General features: G+C 44.9%; 17 protein-coding genes. 5 read left to right on the forward strand and 12 right to left on the reverse strand.

Annotation, left to right across the window (positions count from 1 at the left end):
- The first annotated feature begins 120 nt into the window (after positions 1 to 120).
- The 4 genes from NKI27_RS06360 (at position 121) to modC (ending at position 3,342) form a co-directional block, all read left to right on the forward strand.
- Positions 121 to 678: a chalcone isomerase family protein gene (locus NKI27_RS06360; RefSeq protein ID WP_265048842.1), complete on the forward strand. Its 558-nt coding sequence runs from the start codon at positions 121 to 123 to the stop codon at positions 676 to 678.
- A 137-nt stretch (positions 679 to 815) separates the two neighbouring features.
- Positions 816 to 1,583, forward strand: a complete 768-nt coding sequence (gene modA / locus NKI27_RS06365) for a molybdate ABC transporter substrate-binding protein (protein WP_265048843.1) — start codon at positions 816 to 818, stop codon at positions 1,581 to 1,583.
- Positions 1,580 to 2,263, forward strand: a complete 684-nt coding sequence (gene modB, locus NKI27_RS06370; protein ID WP_265048844.1) for a molybdate ABC transporter permease subunit — start codon at positions 1,580 to 1,582, stop codon at positions 2,261 to 2,263. Before modA ends, modB begins: the two co-directional genes overlap by 4 nt.
- Positions 2,260 to 3,342, forward strand: a complete 1,083-nt coding sequence (gene modC / locus NKI27_RS06375) for a molybdenum ABC transporter ATP-binding protein (protein WP_265048845.1) — start codon at positions 2,260 to 2,262, stop codon at positions 3,340 to 3,342. The genes modB and modC overlap by 4 nt, the downstream gene beginning before the upstream one ends.
- 13 nt (positions 3,343 to 3,355) lie before the next feature.
- On the opposite strand, the gene NKI27_RS06380 is transcribed toward modC, so the two are convergent.
- From NKI27_RS06380 to metG, 10 genes are all read right to left on the reverse strand, one after another.
- Entirely contained in the window at positions 3,356 to 4,243 is an 888-nt protein-coding gene (locus tag NKI27_RS06380) for a lysophospholipid acyltransferase family protein (protein ID WP_265048846.1), read from the reverse strand.
- Between the two features lie 191 nt (positions 4,244 to 4,434).
- Positions 4,435 to 5,004, reverse strand: coding sequence for a phosphoribosyltransferase (locus tag NKI27_RS06385; RefSeq protein ID WP_265048847.1), 570 nt, complete (start codon positions 5,002 to 5,004; stop codon positions 4,435 to 4,437).
- Between the two features lie 393 nt (positions 5,005 to 5,397).
- On the reverse strand, positions 5,398 to 6,039 hold the full coding sequence (gene nth, locus NKI27_RS06390) for an endonuclease III (RefSeq protein ID WP_265048848.1): 642 nt from the start codon (positions 6,037 to 6,039) through the stop codon (positions 5,398 to 5,400).
- Positions 6,039 to 6,752, reverse strand: a complete 714-nt coding sequence (locus NKI27_RS06395; protein WP_265048849.1) for an electron transport complex subunit E — start codon at positions 6,750 to 6,752, stop codon at positions 6,039 to 6,041. Before NKI27_RS06395 ends, nth begins: the two co-directional genes overlap by 1 nt.
- Positions 6,742 to 7,407 (reverse strand): electron transport complex subunit RsxG, encoded by a 666-nt coding sequence (gene rsxG, locus NKI27_RS06400; protein WP_265048850.1) that lies wholly within the window; start codon positions 7,405 to 7,407, stop codon positions 6,742 to 6,744. Before rsxG ends, NKI27_RS06395 begins: the two co-directional genes overlap by 11 nt.
- Entirely contained in the window at positions 7,407 to 8,453 is a 1,047-nt protein-coding gene (gene rsxD / locus NKI27_RS06405; protein WP_265048851.1) for an electron transport complex subunit RsxD, read from the reverse strand. The genes rsxG and rsxD overlap by 1 nt, the downstream gene beginning before the upstream one ends.
- A gap of 4 nt (positions 8,454 to 8,457) precedes the next feature.
- The gene (rsxC, locus tag NKI27_RS06410; protein WP_265048852.1) at positions 8,458 to 10,494 is read right to left on the reverse strand and encodes an electron transport complex subunit RsxC; all 2,037 of its coding nucleotides are present in this window, start codon (positions 10,492 to 10,494) and stop codon (positions 8,458 to 8,460) included.
- A complete protein-coding gene (gene rsxB / locus NKI27_RS06415; RefSeq protein WP_265048853.1) occupies positions 10,491 to 11,090 on the reverse strand; it encodes an electron transport complex subunit RsxB in 600 nt (199 codons plus the stop codon). The genes rsxC and rsxB overlap by 4 nt, the downstream gene beginning before the upstream one ends.
- Before the next feature lie 15 nt (positions 11,091 to 11,105).
- A complete protein-coding gene (gene rsxA, locus NKI27_RS06420; RefSeq protein WP_265049480.1) occupies positions 11,106 to 11,687 on the reverse strand; it encodes an electron transport complex subunit RsxA in 582 nt (193 codons plus the stop codon).
- Between the two features lie 225 nt (positions 11,688 to 11,912).
- Positions 11,913 to 13,967, reverse strand: coding sequence for a methionine--tRNA ligase (metG, locus tag NKI27_RS06425; protein WP_265048854.1), 2,055 nt, complete (start codon positions 13,965 to 13,967; stop codon positions 11,913 to 11,915).
- 354 nt (positions 13,968 to 14,321) lie between these two features.
- Between metG and apbC the strand changes: the two genes are divergently transcribed.
- Positions 14,322 to 15,422: an iron-sulfur cluster carrier protein ApbC gene (gene apbC / locus NKI27_RS06430; RefSeq protein WP_265048855.1), complete on the forward strand. Its 1,101-nt coding sequence runs from the start codon at positions 14,322 to 14,324 to the stop codon at positions 15,420 to 15,422.
- Between the two features lie 52 nt (positions 15,423 to 15,474).
- On the opposite strand, the gene NKI27_RS06435 is transcribed toward apbC, so the two are convergent.
- Both NKI27_RS06435 and NKI27_RS06440 read right to left on the reverse strand, forming a co-directional pair.
- Positions 15,475 to 17,685: a heavy metal translocating P-type ATPase gene (locus NKI27_RS06435; protein ID WP_265048856.1), complete on the reverse strand. Its 2,211-nt coding sequence runs from the start codon at positions 17,683 to 17,685 to the stop codon at positions 15,475 to 15,477.
- Position 17,686: 1 nt separating this feature from the next.
- Positions 17,687 to 18,298, reverse strand: coding sequence for a c-type cytochrome (locus NKI27_RS06440; RefSeq protein ID WP_265048857.1), 612 nt, complete (start codon positions 18,296 to 18,298; stop codon positions 17,687 to 17,689).
- Between the last annotated feature and the right edge of the window lie 3 nt (positions 18,299 to 18,301).

The following is an 18,301-nucleotide window of genomic DNA, read 5'->3' on the forward strand; positions in this document are numbered from 1 at the left end:
TGATAAAGATTCATAGGTAGTCGACTTATCATTAGTCCGGCTCGTGACTTACCAAGCAGAGAGTTGGGAGGCACGTTGGTTTAGGGCTACTAAAAATAATCAATTAGGGATGAAAGGTAAATGAAACAGATAATTACAGCATTGGTATTAGTTTTAGGGCTTACTCAAGTTGCTTTTGCAAAAGAAGTTGGGGGCGTTAAAATTCCTGATTCAATTAAAGCTGGCAGCTCTGATCTTGCACTGAATGGCGCAGGTTTACGTGAAAAGTGGATGTTTGATGTTTATGTTGGTGGTCTGTATCTCGGTCAGAAGTCTTCTGATGCAACACAAGTAATTAATGCAGATGAGCCTATGGCTATTAAACTACACATGTTGCGTGACGTGTCTGGCGAAAAAATGACAAACGCTACACGTGAAGGTTTTGAGAACGCAACTAACGGTAACACTGCAGCTATCAAAACTGAAATTGATAGCTTCTTAGCGGTATTCGGTGATGAAGCGACTGAAAATAACGTATACGACATGGTATATGTTCCTGGTAAAGGTGTTGAAGTTTACGTTAATGGTAAACTAGCTAACACCATTGAAGGCGCAGACTTCAAAAAAGCACTTTTTGGTATCTGGTTGTCTGATAAGCCAGCACAGAAAAGCTTAAGAGATGAAATGCTAGGTAGCTAATCACGCTTACTACCTCTCTAAATAAAAAGGTCGCATTTTGGGTGTTATAATAAACGCCTGATGCGGCCTTTTTTATTGGTTTTGGTTACACTATTGTTTAGATAGGCATTTTATTAGCAGCATCACATTGAGGTGTAATGAATATAGTTGGGTTGCAAAAAACAGTCATGGTCACGTTGGCTGTTTTTATGTTGGCAATAGGGCTTAATGTTCATGCCAGCGCTGGCGAAATTCGGGTAGCGGTCGCTAGCAACTTTAGCGACACGATAAAAGCGTTGGCTCATTCGTTTGAAAAACAAACTGGGCATCATGTAGTGGTGGTCGTGGGTTCTACAGGTAAACACTATGCTCAAATAGTACATGGTGCTCCTTATGACGCTTTTTTTGCTGCTGACATCGAGCGGCCTCAACGGTTAGAGCGTGAGGGGTATGCTATTCCTTCAACTCGATTTACCTATGCTATAGGAAAGCTCGTGTTATGGAGCCCAAATGAAGACTTAGTGGATGAAAGTCTCAGTATCTTTCAGTCTGCTGAGTTTCGATATTTGGCAATTGCGAATCCAAAGTTAGCACCTTATGGCTTAGCAGCCAAAGATGTGTTGCAAGCAAAAGGGTTGTGGGCCTCACTGCAAACGAAAATGGTACGAGGTGAAAATATCGGTCAGACCTATCAGTTTGTTAAAAGTGGTAATGCTGAATTAGGGTTTGTTGCTTACACACAAGTAAAAAATAAGATAGATCGACGAGAAGGGTCTGTATGGATGATCCCACAATCACTCTATACACCGATTGAGCAGCAAGCGGTATTATTAAAAAGTAATCCTGTAGCACGCTCATTTCTCTCATTTGTTAAAAGTGAAGAGTCAAAAATAGTGATTCAGCGCTACGGATACGGTTCATTATGAATTTAAGCGGTTTTGATATCGCGGCACTACTTTTGACGTTTAAATTAGCGGCTATTACGACAGGCATATTACTGTTGATAGGTACGCCGGTGGCGTGGTGGTTAGCCAATACTCGTTTTAAGTTCAAATTTATATTTGAAGGGTTAGTAGCACTTCCTTTGGTGCTGCCCCCGACAGTTCTCGGTTTTTATCTTCTTATTACGCTGGGTCCTAATGGGCCTCTTGGGCAGATGATGGCATGGCTCGGTGGGCCCTCATTGGCATTTACCTTCAGCGGCTTGGTTATCGGTTCTGTTTTTTACTCAATGCCCTTTGTTATACAGCCCTTACAAAATGCGTTTTCTGCCATTGGGAAAAGACCAATGGAGGTAGCGGCAACGCTTAGAGCCTCTCCGTTAGATCGTTTTTTTTCCGTCGCTATGCCGCTCGCTAAACATGGTTTTTTAACTGCTGCCGTTCTTGGCTTTGCGCATACGATTGGTGAATTTGGTGTTGTGCTCATGATTGGTGGGAATATTCCGGGTGAAACCCAGGTGCTTTCGATTGCCATCTATGATCATGTTGAAGCGCTTGAGTATAGTCAGGCACATTGGTTGTCTGGAGGCCTTTTACTGCTTTCTTTTCTTATGTTGATGATTGTCTATGCGCTTAACGGTCGATTGAACTGGGGGCGCACATGAGTATAGAGGCCAAATTTAAGTTAACCAAGAAAGCGTTTGAGCTAGATGTCGCATTAACTATCCCTAGTAAAGGTGTTACCGCTGTTTTTGGTCCGTCAGGGTGTGGTAAAACGACACTGCTACGATTGATTGCGGGGTTGGAGCGTTGTGATAATGGGTATTTGAAAGTTAGAGATAACGTTTGGCAGGGGATAGAGGGGTTTATACCTTCACATGAACGAGCCATTGGTTATGTGTTTCAGGAAGCGAGCCTATTTTCACACTTAAATGTGGCCGATAATCTAGCATATGGCGTAAAGCGCGTCCCTGCCACTGAGCGAAAAGTATCGATCGATCACGCTGTAGCATTATTGGGGATTGGCCATCTCTTGAGCCGCAAAACCGATAAACTGTCAGGCGGCGAAAAACAGCGAGTCGCTATTGCTAGAGCGTTAGCGGTGAGCCCTAAAGTGTTGCTAATGGATGAGCCTTTATCGGCATTAGATCAGGCTTTGAAGCGTGAGATTATGCCGTACCTTGAATCGTTGCATGATGAGCTCGATATCCCGATTATTTATGTCAGCCATGCACCTGATGAAGTGGCTCGCTTGGCCGATCATCTGGTATTGCTTGAAGCGGGTAAGGTAAGGGCCGAAGGGCCCATTGAGGGCATGCTGACTCGATTGGACTTGCCTCTCGCGCACGGCGATGATGCTGCGGCTGTTATAAAAGCCAATGTTGCTTCTCACGATAGCCACTACGGTGTCACCTATCTTGATTTTAGGGGAGGCCAGTTTATAGTGCCTTGCAACACGCTTTCTGTTGGGCAAGCCGTAAGACTTAGGGTTGTGGCACGAGATGTTAGTTTAACGCTTGAGCACCAGACGGGAACCAGTATCCTTAATATTTTTCCGGCAACGGTTACGGAAATAATAACCGATGAACAGCCAGAAGTGATTGTGAGGTTAAAGGTTGGAGAGGTGACTTTATTGTCGCGAGTTACTAAAAAATCTGCTGCACAGCTTAATCTGAAATGCGGCCAGCATGTCTATGCTCAAATTAAGAGTATTGCGTTATTAACCGATAATAAGTCGATTTAAGTCTAGTGGCTGATTACTGATAAAAATTTATATTCGTTTCTGGCTGAGTACGAAAACGTTTATAGCTCCATTGATATTGTTCAGGGCAGTCTAGTATACATTGCTCGATACTCTTATTCAGCGCAGTGGCTGCAATGGCGGGGTCTGGGTCGCGGACTAGATCATTTGCTGGCTTTAGTACCACTGAGTAACGTCCATCACTCATTCTCTTGGCATAGCAGCATAATAAGTAGGCTGGAGTTGTGCTAGCCATTTCACCAATTAGCTTTCCAGTGAGAGCCTTTTGACCAAAAAAGGGGGCAAAGACGCCACTTTTAATTCGCGGCTGCTGGTCTGGAAGAACCGCGACTACGCCTTTATTTTCTAAAATTTTATAGAGCGACATAACACCCTCACGGTCGGCAGGCACTAAACCTACGTCTACTCGTTTTCGGGTATCAAATATAAATTTGTCTAGTTTGGGAATTTTTGCCGTTTTGTACATCACGGTCATGAATAGATAGGTTCGGAAGAAGTGATTGAGGATTTCCCAGTTACCTAAATGGGGGGCGATAAGAATAATGCCGTTGTTTTCATCAAGTGCTTGCTGTAAATATTCTTCCCCCTCAATGTGCGTGATGAGCTTATGAACTTTAGGGATTGGCCACATCCATGACATGCCCATCTCGGTGTATGTTTTGCCCAATGCTTTGAGGCTTTTTTTAACGATGCGGTTGATCTCATCGTCGCTGTAGTCAGGAAAGCATAGCCTCAAATTCACCTCTGAAATTTTGCGTTTTTTGCTATTGGTTATCCACAAAATCCAACCGATGAAGGCACCTAATTTATGTGCAATGGAGAGAGGTAATAAGGCGATTAACCAAATGGCACAGATGCCGATAGAGACTATAAAACTTTTCACTACTGATCTTCCTAAATATTGCAAGAGAGACGATTATCATCGCTAATAAGGAAGAAGGTAGAGTGGACCGTCGACCAGAAACAATGTTCTGTATAGGTGTTTAACTAATTGCGTTGTAACGGTGTTACAAAAAGGTGCACAAGATTGTAGCACCTTAATGAGCGAGCCAGGAAGTGATAGTGCTTTTTGAATTATTTATTTTTTATTTCATCTATCTTATCTGCAATATGCGTCAGTTCCGGTCGGTGTTGGCGAATTTCATCCGTACTTAAGCCATCTATTTCATGAGGGAAGACCAGCCACTCATTACTTTCATGAACGTAATAGTCAGGCACTCTGTCCGTTTTATTGTTGGCAGGCTTGTAATAGGGTGTCGCTATTCGAATCTCAGGGGTGTTTTTCTTGCAGGCTCTTTTGATGTCGAGAATCGTTTGGTTAATGCTTAAACCGCTATCATGTACATCATCGACTATCAGTAAGCTGTCTTCACTCTCTAGACGCTTGATTAAATAGGTGAGACCATGAACTTTTACTTTTTTGCTGCGCTCACCGATGCCGGTATAGGATGATGTCCGTATCGCAATATGATCTGATTCTACGCCAAAGACATGCAATAGTTCTTGTACTGCTATTCCTACCGGTGCTCCGCCCCGCCATACACCCACAATGTAGTCAGGGCGATAGCCGCTTTCATAAATATTGATTGCCAGCTGGAAGGAGTCTTCTAAAAGTTGCTGGGCGCTGATGTAAACCTTTTCCATCTTACTGCCTATTATATTCAAAAAGTTGTCGAGGATGATGCTCTAGAAAGAGTGCAATGCTAGCAAATTATTGCTGCTTATCGTTAATTTTAAGGGTGTTAATTCGGCGTTTAATTAATTATTTTTAGATAGGCGTTTAAACCATCAAAGTTAAATGTACGAATAGATTAGAGGGGGGGCTAAAGACGCTTTATCATTATGTTGCTGTTTAGCGGTTTACTGGGTTATCTCGAAGCGCTATAAAGTAGTGTTTAGAAAGGAGGGTGACACTACTTAACCGTGACGATGATTGCTAACGGTCCTTTTGATATCCCAGTGGTTCGACTGAGGCATATTATATTTTGTCTGCTCGAGAGGATTTAGAGCGGTTTAAAACCGAAATACGATAAGACTCTAATCAGAGTATTCGGTTTTATCTTTGAATTCACATAAATCTTCGATAATACAGGCGCCACATTTTGGCTTTCGCGCGGTGCAAATATATCGGCCGTGAAGAATCAACCAGTGGTGGGCATCTAAAAGATATTCTTTGGGCACTAGTCGCATCAGTCTTTTTTCAACGTCTACTACGTTTTTGCCTGTCGCGATTTTGGTTCGATTAGATACGCGAAAGATGTGCGTGTCTACCGCCATAACAGGCATGCCGAATGCAGTATTCAGCACCACATTGGCCGTCTTTCGGCCAACACCGGGGAGTGCTTCTAGCGATTCGCGGTCTTGGGGTACTTCAGCGTTATGCTTTTTGATTAAAATGTCGCAGGTTTTTATGATATTGGCGGCTTTGCTATTAAATAGGCCAATTGTTTTGACGTACTCTTTTAGTTTATCCAACCCGAGCGCATAAATGGCTTCGGGGGTATTGGCGACAGGGTATAGCTTATCTGTCGCTTTGTTAACGCCTACATCAGTAGCTTGAGCAGATAAAATAACCGCAATTAGCAACTCAAAAGGCGTGCTGTAGTTAAGTTCCGTTTCAGGGTTGGGATTATCCGCTTTTAAGCGTCTAAATATTTCAGTGCGAATATCCTTGTTCATTAAGAAATAGTGCCTGTTGTTCTGACGCGCTTGCTGCCTGATACCACCTTAACGCTGTTTCTTTGCTCTCTTTCTTTTAAGCGGTCATCGATAATGTTTTTGATGGCAATAATAATACCCATGCCTACAAAGGCGCCGGGGGGTAAGATGGCAAAGAGAAAGTCAGGGTAATCTGTAAAGACATTGATCTGCCAGTCTTTAGCGATTTCACCAAAGAGTAAATCCATGCCACTGAACAGGGTTCCCTGTCCGATCAGTTCACGCACAGTCCCTAAAATGATTAACACAATACTAAAACCCAACCCCATCATAAGGCCATCTAATGCTGAGGGGACGACGGAATTCTTAGATGCAAATGCATCAGCTCTGCCTAAAATAGCACAGTTGGTCACGATAAGAGGGATAAAAATCCCTAAGATTTCATACAGCTCGTAGGTATAGGCTTGCATGAGTAGTTCTGCACAGGTCACCAGTGAGGCAATGATCATTACAAATGCAGGTAGTCTTACCGTCTCGGGTACAAAGTTACGTATTAACGAAACAGAAATATTAGAGCCGAGCAGTACGAGCGTAGTCGCAAGGCCTAGCCCGATTGCGTTAACGGTCGTACCGGTGACGGCGAGTAAAGGGCATAGTCCAAGAAGTTGAACGAGTGCGGGATTATTTTTCCACAGGCCGTTAAGTGTAATTTCTTTATAGCTACTATTGGCCATTCGAATCACCCTCTACTGATAACTGTGGACTGGGTAGTGCTTTTAATAGTTCGACTTTGTTTTGCTCGAAGAAGTTTAATGCATTGTGAACGCCGCTAACGATGGCTCTTGGTGTTATTGTTGCGCCTGTTAACTGGTCAAACTCTCCGTCATCTTTCTTTACTTTCCACTGATCTGGCGCTGGTTGGGTCAATGAAACACCCTCGAACTGTTTTATCCAGTCAGATTTTTTGATATCAATTTTATCACCGAGCCCTGGTGTTTCTTTGTGATTAATGACTCGAACGCCTTTAACCTTGCCGTTTGCTTCTATGCCGACAATCATTGAAATCGGGCCGGAATACCCGTTTTCTGCCACCACCGGTAAAATGATGGCCGTAGCCATGTCATCATTGCGAGCGATATAGGCTTCTTTGCTGTTAGGGAGATTGAGTAGCCCGCCTGCTTCGAGTAAAAACGTATCTTCTAGAAGGTCATTGTCGTGCTCTTCATGAGATATTATTTGCAGCAATGCTTTCGATTGGGCTTTTTTGACCTGTTTTTCGATGGTTTCTTTGGTCATTATCTGTGTTGCTGCGATAAGGCCTGCGGTGATAATGGCAAATATACCCAGCCCAATAACAGATCTGGTTATGGATTGTTTTATTGAATCCATTATTCTGACTCCTTCGCGCCGCGCTTGGCTTTAGCATAGCCGTATGTTCGTGGCTGGGTGTACAAGTCGATAAGTGGTGCTGCAAAATTCATTAGTAGAACTGAGAATGCGATGGCATCAGGGTAGCTGCCATAGGTTCTGATGATGTAAGTCAGAATGCCGATGCCCGCACCGTAGATCAGTTTCCCTTGAGGGCTAACGGCCGATGTTACCGGGTCGGTTGCAATAAAAAATGCGCCCAGCATGGTCGCACCTGCCAATAGATGTAGTAAGAGGGGCGTGGTTTGGTCTGCATCCCAACCGAACACTAGCGACATTACAACGAGTGCTACCAACATGCTAATGGGGGTATGCCATGTAAACACCCCTTTTTTCATCAAAAACAGGCCGCCGGCTAAAAAGGCAATATTTACCCATTCCCACCCATGAGCAATAAAGTCACCAAAAACAGGGTTCTTTACGACGTCTTCTGCGATCGAGTGGCCTATTTCATGTTTATATACATCAAGTGGTGTTGCCATCGTGAATGCATCAATACTTTGAGATGCAAAACCAAATACGGTGCTTAGGGTATCAATGAAACTCATTGGGCTGTCGAGTAAATAGCTAGGAGTGGCCCAACTGGTAGTCATAGCGACAGGGAATGAAATCAGCACCAATGCAAACCCTACCATAGCAGGGTTGAATGGGTTGTATCCCATGCCGCCATAAAGGTGTTTTGCCACAATAATGGCAAACCCCACTGCAACAACAGACACCCACCAAGGTGCCAAAGGCGGTAGCGCTAATCCCAGTAAAACCCCTGTTACTAATGCACTATAGTCGCCTAAATAAAATGCAAGCGGGCGTTTTCTTATTAGTAGTACACTCGACTCTGCTAATAGCGCGATAATAGAACACCAGATTACATTAATCAGGTTACCCCAGCCAAAGAACCATGTCAGCGCTAAAAGGCCAGGAAGTGTTGCGATCACCACTGCACGCATCAAGTTAGCCGTTTTTCTAGGCCCGTGTGCGTGAGGGGATGTAATTGTCATTAAGCCCATTTAGTTAACCGTTACTCTCTGTTGGTTCAGTTTGTTGTTCGGCGCTTTTTGCGTCGTTAAGAGCGGTTTCTGCATGGCTCACTCTTGTGCGGTTTTTTGCAATAGCGCGTTCAATTTTCTCTACACGATCGGGGTGGTTTTGTTTGGCGTCTTCTAATGTATCTAACATCAGTTGTAGCTTGCTCTTGGCCTTATCGACGTTGACTTGTAGCTCTTTAATAGAAGGTCCAGTGGATGCTTGTGGTGCTGCACCTTGTGCCTGCGCAGACTCTCCCATAGTCGCTATTTGGTTTTTAAGTTTCAATACATTGCTTTTGCTGCTTTCTACAGCAGTTGCCAGTTTTTCTGCACGCGCTGGGTTATTGGTGAGTGCATCTTTCCAGGCAGCTTCCATCTTGCTAAATTTATCTTCGGCGCTGAGCAACTTTTTTTGCAGGGTTTCTAGTGTGACTTCTGGTGCTGCTTGGGCTTGCTTTTTGGCCTCCACTCGTTGTAATGCGGCTTGAATAGCAGCGGCCTTGTCATTCTTTGAATCTGGCTCTGTGGTTACGCCTGACGCAGATGATTCTTTTGCGGCTTCAGCTTCTTTTTTAGCGGCCTGAGCTTTTGCCGCCGCTTCCGCTCTGGCTTTGCGCTTGGCTTCTTTCTCTGCTTTTTCTCGCTCTATACGCTCTTGTCGGAACTCAAAGCGCTCGCGAGCTTGATTCGATTTTTCTTGGTCTGCTTTTATTTGTCTTATTTCGCCTTTCGCATATCGGTAGTATTGAACTAATGGGATAGTGCTGGGGCAAACGTATGAGCAGGCACCACATTCAATGCAGTCAAATAGATTGTGATTTTCAGCTTTTTCAAACTCTTGCCCTTTCGCAAACCAGTACAGTTGTTGCGGTAGCAACTCAGCAGGGCATACTTCCGAACACATGCCGCAACGAATACAGGCTTGAGCAGGCTGTGGTGGTGTGAGCTCTTTGTTTGTGGCCGCTAATAAACAGTTAGTGGTTTTTACAACCGGTAATCGAGTGTCGTGTAATGTAAAGCCCATCATAGGGCCACCCATCACTAAGCGGCTACCTTTTTGATTTAGGTATCCATTTTTTTCAAGTAGCCAGTCGATAGGCGTACCAATTAAAACTTCAACGTTACCTTTGTTGGCGATGCAGTCGCCGGTTATGGTGGTAACGCGTGAGATAAGTGGTTCGTCGAATCGGATAGCGCGATATACTGCAGCGGCGGTGGCTACATTCTGGCACATGACGCCAATATCTGCGGGGATTCGCCCATGAGGAACTTCTTTACCCGTCAGAATCTTAATCAGTTGTTTTTCACCTCCAGAAGGATATTTAGTGGGAATAACGACCACTTCTATTCGGGTGTCTTTAGCTGCCTCGCGAAGAGCGCTAATGGCTTCAGGTTTGTTATCTTCAACGCCTATTAGGCATTCGCCAGGTTGAAGAATGTAGGCCATTATTTCAAGACCTAGAATAACGTCTTTGGCGCGCTCTCTCATTAAACGGTCATCAGAGGTGATGTAGGGCTCGCATTCTGCGCCGTTTAATATCAGCGTATTAACTTTATCTTGGCGCGGCGGGTTTAGCTTAATAGCGGTAGGGAAACCTGCGCCGCCCATACCAGCGATACCCGCATTACGTATTCGAACGAGTAGTTCTTCAGGAGACAATGTTGAATAGTCTTCACAGGGCGTACGTTCGCACCATTTATCTTCACCGTCGGTGTCGATTATGACGCACAGGTCTGTCATGCCAGATGCATGAGGTACCTGATGGTCTTCAATTGCGCTCACTGTACCAGAGGTTGGGGCGTGAATAGCCACACTAATCGGGCCAACAGCCTCGGCGATTAACTGGCCTTTAAGTATCTTTTCGCCAACATTTACGATCGGCTCAGCGCGATGCCCTACATGTTGCTGTAGTGGCAATATCAACTGAGGAGGAATACCTGCATTCGCAATGCTATTTTGATTCGATTGGTCTTTATTCTCTTTTGGATGTATACCGCCATGAAAGTCCCATATTTGTTTCATGATACAGATACCTCTGGGCCTTTATCGGTTGCTATGATGTTGTCAGCGGTTGGCGGTTGGTTAATAGGGCTATCCCACGACCAAGATTTGATATCTTCTGGCACTGATACCATATCGATACAGTCAACAGGGCAGGGCTCAACACATAAGTCGCAGCCAGTACACTCATCGGCAATAACGGTATGCATTTGCTTTGCCGCACCCAAAATGGCATCGACGGGGCAGGCTTGAATACATTTAGTGCAGCCGATGCATTCATCTTCACGAATAACCGCTACTTGCTTGCCGGTTTCTTCTCCGTGTTCCGCATCGAGTGGCGGGGCTTCGACATCGAGTAAATCAGCGAGTGACTGGATAGTCGCTTCACCCCCCGGAGGGCATTTGTTGATTTCTTCGCCATTGGCAATGGCTTCAGCATAAGGGCGGCAACCGGGGAAACCACATTGGCCACATTGAGTTTGAGGGAGCAAATTGTCGATTTCATCAACAATTGGGTTTCCTTCAACTTTAAATTTGATTGCAGCGAACCCAAGGATCGCGCCAAAGACGACAGCCAAGGCGAGAAGGGTAAGAATGGCGCTTAAAATAATACTCATTGATTAAGCCGATCCCTAAATGTTAACTAAGCCGGTGAAGCCTAAAAAAGCTAATGACATTAAGCCTGCGGTAATCATGCCAATCGCAGAACCCTTGAAAGGAGTGGGTACATCCGCGACCGCTATTCGCTCTCGCATGGCCGAGAACAAAACCAGTACCAATGCAAACCCGACCGCAGCGCCAAAGCCATACATGATGGACTCAACAAAGCCGTTTTGTTTTTTGATATTCAACAGTGCGACACCCAGTACAGCACAGTTGGTGGTGATTAAAGGGAGGAATATACCGAGTACTCTATAAAGTAGAGGGCTGGTTTTTCTCACGACAATTTCGGTAAATTGAACCACCACCGCGATGACCAAAATAAAGGTGATGGTTTGTAGGTATTCGAGTCCGAGAGGCTCTAACAGATACTCGAATGCTAAATAACTGCAAACAGACGAAAGCGTCAAAACAAAGGTTGTCGCCAGCGACATTCCCATAGCAGTTTCTAGCTTATTGGAAACACCCATAAATGGACATAAACCCAGAAACTGGACTAGCACGAAATTGTTAACCAATATGGTGCTGACAAGAATGAGGATGTATTCGGTCATCATGTACTCCAATTAGCTAACCCGAGCATAGGTTAGCCTCTATAAGGCCCGCTATTATCTGAGAGCTTGTTATTCCATTCAAGATTTACAAAGAGAAAACCTAGTTGATTTTGGAATAAGGTTATTAAATCTTGTATTGGTATTTAACTTTATCGGTAGCTCGACAGTAAAGTTTCTGTCAGGCATGCAGGAACAACACTGTCATTCCCCCAAGTAATACCGTTATTACATAATCCTCATGCCAGGCTTGGCGCCTTCATGTGGCTCTAATAACCAAATCTCTTTACCACCAGGGCCTGCGGCTAACACCATGCCTTCAGACATACCAAATTTCATTTTTCGAGGCTTAAGGTTCGCCACCATGACGGTTAGCTTTCCGACCAAGTCTTCTGGCTGGTAAGCAGACTTAATGCCTGAGAATACCGTTTTGGTTTCGCCCCCTAAATCAAGTGTTAAACGGAGCAGTTTTTTGGCGCCTTCTACATGCTCTGCATTGGCAATGAGCGCTACGCGCAAGTCAACCTTGGCAAAATCATCAAATTCAATTTCATCGGCAAAAGGCTCAAGTGGAGAAGACTCTTCTGCAGCTGCAGGCGCAGATTTTCCACTGACTTTAGCTTCAGCAATGGCGTCTTCTTTAGAGGCTTCAATCATGGCTTCAATTTTGCTCATTTCGATGCGCGTCATCATGGGCTTAAACTTGTTTACTTCATGATCAAGTAGTAACTCACCGCGCTGATGCCAACTTAATTTGACGTTCAAAAACGCTTCAGTCTTCTCCGTCATTGCGGGTAGTACGGGGGCCAAATAGGTGACCAGTAGCTTAAACATGTTGATCGCGTTAGAGCAGATGTTCTGTAATATTTGCTCTTGACCTTCTTGTTTAGCCAGCGTCCAAGGTGCTTTATCATGAATATATTGGTTAGCCGTTTCAGCTAGCTCCATAATAAGACGAACCGCTTTGCCAAAATCACGAGATTCATACAGCGCTGCAATGTCATCACCTGCATCAACAAACTGTTTTAATAATTCAGGCTCATCGCAGGTGGCTGATAAACGGCCATCGAAACGTTTAGTGATAAAACCTGCGCAGCGGCTAGCGATATTGACGACTTTTCCGACTAAATCAGAGTTTACACGTTGTGCAAAGTCTTCTAGGTTAAGGTCTAAGTCATCTACATGGCTTGTCAGTTTTGCTGCAAAATAATAACGCAAATACTCAGGGTTCAGCTGTTCTAGGTACGTACTGGCTTTGATAAATGTGCCTCGAGACTTAGACATCTTTTTGCCGTTTACTGTGACAAATCCATGAGCATAAACAGCAGTAGGCGTTCTAAAGTCAGCACAATGTAGCATCGCTGGCCAAAACAAGGCGTGAAAGTTAATAATGTCTTTGCCGATAAAGTGATACAGCTCGGTCGTGGAATCTTTTCCCCAATAATCTTCAAAGTTAAGATCGTCACGACGCTTACATAGGTTTTTGAAGCTGGCCATGTAACCAATAGGGGCATCTAGCCAAACATAAAAGTATTTGCCTGGCTGATTGGGAATTTCAAACCCGAAGTAAGGCGCGTCACGACTGATATCCCACTCTTGTAGGCCAGAATCTAGCCATTCAGATAGCTTATTCGCGATTTGTGGTTGTAATGTTCCGCTGCGGGTCCATTCTTTCAAAAACTCAGTAAATTCTGGCAATTTGAAGAAGAAGTGTTCGGAATCTTTTTCAATCGGCGTTGCTCCAGAAATAGCAGAGCGTGGGTTAATCAACTCCATTGGCGTGTAAGTCGCACTACAGACTTCACAGTTATCGCCATATTGGTCTTCGGCTTTACATTTAGGACAGGTGCCTTTAATAAAACGATCCGCTAGAAAGAGCTCTTTTTCAGGGTCAAACGCTTGAGTGATTGAGCGAGATGCAATGCGATCTTTGGCTAGGCATCTGTTGTAAATCAGCTCAGACAGCTCTTTATTTTCGTCAGAGTGAGTCGAGTAGTAGTTATCGAAATCAATTAAGAAATTATCGAAATCTGCCTTATGCTCTTTATTGACACGATCAATGAGCTGTTCAGGCGTGATGCCTTCATTTTCTGCACGCAGCATAATAGCCGTGCCATGTGCATCGTCTGCACAGACATAAGTACAGTTTTCACCACGCAGCTTCTGAAAACGCACCCAAATATCAGTTTGGATATACTCCAGCATGTGGCCTAAATGAATAGGGCCGTTAGCATAGGGGAGCGCGCTGGTTACCAGAATGTTTCGTGCAGTGGTCTGTGTCATGTTATATATCCCAGGCTAGTCTTTTAGTTCTGATCAACTGTTCGGTCTTTTCTCTAAAAACAAGAGGTTATCTAGCAGCGCATTGAAATTAATCTGTAAAGTATCAGCGCTTCGAAATTAGAGTATGGAAAATGGGCGCTATGATACCGTTTGATGTCAAAAATTTCATCTTAATTCCGGCGCTTGGCGTGTTATTATTGAGCAAACGCAAGATAAATTATCTTTGGGTGAATTGAAATACCGATAGCATTTTAAGTTACCGTTAGAAGTAGTAGACTATTTTACTTGGTTTTACCCTCCAATAACATTTTTCGGAATGTCGTTTTACAAGCAATTGCTCGGTGGAATAAATTTATGAGTCAAGTCGACGCGACGCAGTTAGAATCTGCAATCAAGTGTTACCAAGACCCTTATCTAAATGAAAATTTATATGAGCTTAACGCTATTCAAAATGTAGAGAGCGATGAGCAGGGGAACGTAAAAGTAGATATCCAGATGGGTTACCCTTGTGATGGTATTAAGGGAGGAATGGCTCAAATCTTAACGTCTGCGATTGAAAATGTGGATGGCGTGGAATCAGTTACAATTAACGTGACTACGAAGATTATTCCGCACCAGGTTCAAAACCATATGAAGAATATGGACAAAGTAAAAAATATTATTGCGGTGGCTTCGGGTAAGGGTGGAGTGGGTAAATCTACAACATCTATTAACTTGGCATTAGCGCTGAGCCAAGAAGGCGCTAAAGTCGGTATATTGGATGCGGATATATATGGGCCTAGTGTCGGCTTAATGTTGGGGTTTCCTGACGGAACGACGCCTAAAACACATGAGAACAAGTTTTTTATACCGCTCGAAAAATATGGTATACAAGCCATGTCGATGGCTTTTTTAGTGAATGATAAAACGCCGATGGTATGGCGTGGTCCAATGGTTAGTGGTGCGGTTCAGCAGTTGTTGAATCAGTCGTTATGGGATGATCTTGACTACTTGATTGTTGATATGCCGCCAGGTACAGGTGATATCCAACTGACGTTGTCACAGAAAGTCCCAGTTGCGGGGTCTGTTATTGTGACCACGCCACAGGACATTGCTTTGCTTGATTGCAAGAAGGGCATTGAAATGTTCCGCAAAGTGGATATTCCGGTGTTGGGTGTTATCGAAAATATGAGTGTTCATATTTGTAGTAACTGCGGGCACCATGAACCCCTCTTTGGAGAGGGCGGTGGTGAGCGTATAGCAGAAGAATATGATACGGCGTTACTTGGGCAGTTACCGCTGCACAAAACAATCAGGGAGCAAACAGATTCAGGTACGCCAACTGTAGTGGCTGAACCTGATTCAGAAGTTGCACTGATGTATCGAGATATTGCTCGAAAAGTGACGGCTGAGCTGTCTAAGCGCGCTAAGAATTACAGTAATGTGTTTCCTGAGATTATTGTGAGTCAGGATTAAACAAGCTAGCAGGCGCAAGCGGAGAGTTTGCGCCTCGTTTCAGCAATTAGTACTACTCCTTGCAAGCTTTATCAGTGAAGCTGTCACTCTTACGTTGCATTCTCATGCTGTTAATGAATACACAAAGACTGCTTAAGGTCATGGCAATCGCTGCTACGACCGGCTGTACCCACCCTGTAATCGCCATTGGCAGGGCCACTCCGTTATAAATAATTGCCCAGATCAGATTTTGTCGCATGAGCCTACGTGCCCGATGTGCGAACTGTAACGTGGATGGTATTCTCATTAATCCATCAGGTAAATAAACAGCTGCGGCTGAGCTGGCTGATGTCGATGCTGAATGAACTGCAATGCCTAGTTGTGCTGATGCTAAGGCTAAGCCGTCGTTCAACCCGTCACCCACGAACGCGACACTGTGGTGCTTTTCTAGGTATTGAATAAAGCGACATTTTTGTTCGGGAGTCGCTTCGGCGATTACCCGTTCAGGCGGAATGTTCAAATGGTGTGCCAATGCTAGCGATGACCGGCGAGTATCGCCACTTAACAAATACATCGGCATGTTCATGTCCTTTAATGCTGGTATTAAAGAGAATGCTTCTGGTCGGATAGTTTCTTTGAATGTGATTTTTCCTGCATGCTGGTTATTGCAAGCAAGGTGTAATGTCATTTCGTCTTCAGTATTAACCAGTAGTTTTACACCTTGCGCTTTCAGCCAAGAGGCTCTTCCAGCTAAAACAGTTTGGTTACCTAACTGCCAGCAGGTGCCATGACCTAGTGCGGTTTTTCGGCTGCCGATTGTGCTATCGATGGTGGGAGTGCCTCGCATGGAAAGGCCTCTCGCTGTGGGGTGAGGAGAGTCTTGAAGTGTGTTAATGGCTAACTGTAATAACTCGCTTTTTGACCAACCATTTGCTGGCTTAATGGTGGCTACTGTCGGGTTGTTAGTCGTGAGTGTGCCTGTTTTATCAAAAACGACCACGTTAATATCTGCAGCTGTTTCGAGCGCGGCAGGGTCTTGAAAAACGATGCCGTTGGTGGTCATGTGTGCGTGCCCCATGATGACGACTAACGGGATGGCAAGACTTAATGCGCAAGGGCAGGTGATAATCATCACAGCAAGAGCGCGTGCGGTTGCATCAAGGAGTGGAAGTCCTTGAAATAAGGCAAGCATCATAGCTGTAGTAGCGGCAATAAGAATGGTCGGAAGTAGTATTCTTGCTACCCGATCGGTGATGAGTTGTAGGGCGGTCTTTCTACTGAGTAACCCTCGTATTGATTGCGCTAGGTTGTCTATGCGGCGCTGACCGACGATGGCGGTCACGCTGAGTTTTACCTCTCCTTCAATTAAGATGCATCCTGCGTATAGCTCCGAATCAGGGCCGATTAGCTGCGGCGTGCTTTCGCCACTTATCATGGATATATCCATATACCCTGTACCGCTGATAACGCAGGCATCTAGGGCGAGATGCTGGCCTGAGCTCAGAGTGATAGTTTGATCGAGTTGAACCTGTTTAGCAGGTAGGGTTTCAGGTTCCCCGTTTGGCTGAATAACAGTGACGTCCTCGGGGGCTTCATTAAGATAGCTGCGTACTACGTCCGCAGCATGTCGTCTTACACTGTGATCAAGTAAGCGCGCAATGAGTTGAAAGGTGATGAGCATGACACTGGCATCAAAATAAACATGATTACTACCTTCGATAAGGCTCCACACAGAAAGAATGCATGCTGCAGCTACAGCAAATGTAATCAGTGTATCGAGCCCTGGTACGCCGACTATAAGCGTGCGCCAGCCGACTTTGTAAAAGTGTGTGCCTGAGTAAATAAGTACGGGTAGGGCAAATAATCCGCTAGCTAATGCTAGGGACCAGGTTATGTCGGGTTCGACAATGCCGAGAGGGGCTAAATACACGAGAAAGGCTGGCATCATGCTCCACATACCAAACACGACCGCAACGGCTAACCGCCATTGCAGTCGTTTGCGTATGGTGTCGCATACACGTTCAGATTGAGTTGATTGGGTCGTATGAAGGCGATAGCCTAATCGTGAGATTGCGAGTTTAAGCTTAGTAATATTGGTTTGTTCGGTATTCCAGCTCAGCATGGCCGTGTCGGCTGCAAAACTGACCGAAACGTCTATTACTCCTTGCTGTCGACTTAGCAGCATTTCTATTGCTGCTGCACAGCTACCGCAATGCATGCCCTCGACGAATAGTACGCTTTCTTGTACCGTCTTGTGGGCAGGCATTGCAGTGCTATCGATCATATCAAGGTGTCTGGAATGTCTGTTTCAGTTCGTTTACCGTCCATGGGTCACGATCACCAATAACCTCATTATGTTTTTCAACGATGGAGGCATCAATAGCTTCCGCGTTATTGCCCCAATTTTGACGGATGTATGTCAGCACCGCAGCGAGTTCAGCAGAAGAAAGAGTCCCTTTAAAGGAAGGCATGATTCCATTGTATGTATTTCCCGCTACTTCGATTTCACCACTTAGACCATCGTGAATAATGGCAAGTGGAAGATTCGAATCTTCTGCTGTGACCCATTGACTGCCCGCCAGTGGAGGGAACGCGCCGGGTATGCCTTGGCCGGTAGCCTGATGACAGGCTGCGCAGTGAGCTGAAAACACGGTTTTACCTTCTGGGGCGGCAACGATTGTGCCGTCTAGAGACTCTTCTGGGCTCTGTGGGGGGGCGGCTACGGCTGTTCTACTATCACCGCCGAGCATCGGTTTGCCTATTTGCCAAGCATAATAACCAACACCCCAGACGATAAGGATAAAAATCCATGCTAGCACGGCTTTGGGTGTGGTGAGGGTACCTTCTTCAGGTTCGGGGTTTTCACGCAATTGTGTATGTTTATCATCGTTTATCACGGC

Source organism: Alkalimarinus alittae (assembly GCF_026016465.1).
GTDB lineage: Bacteria > Pseudomonadota > Gammaproteobacteria > Pseudomonadales > Oleiphilaceae > Alkalimarinus > Alkalimarinus alittae.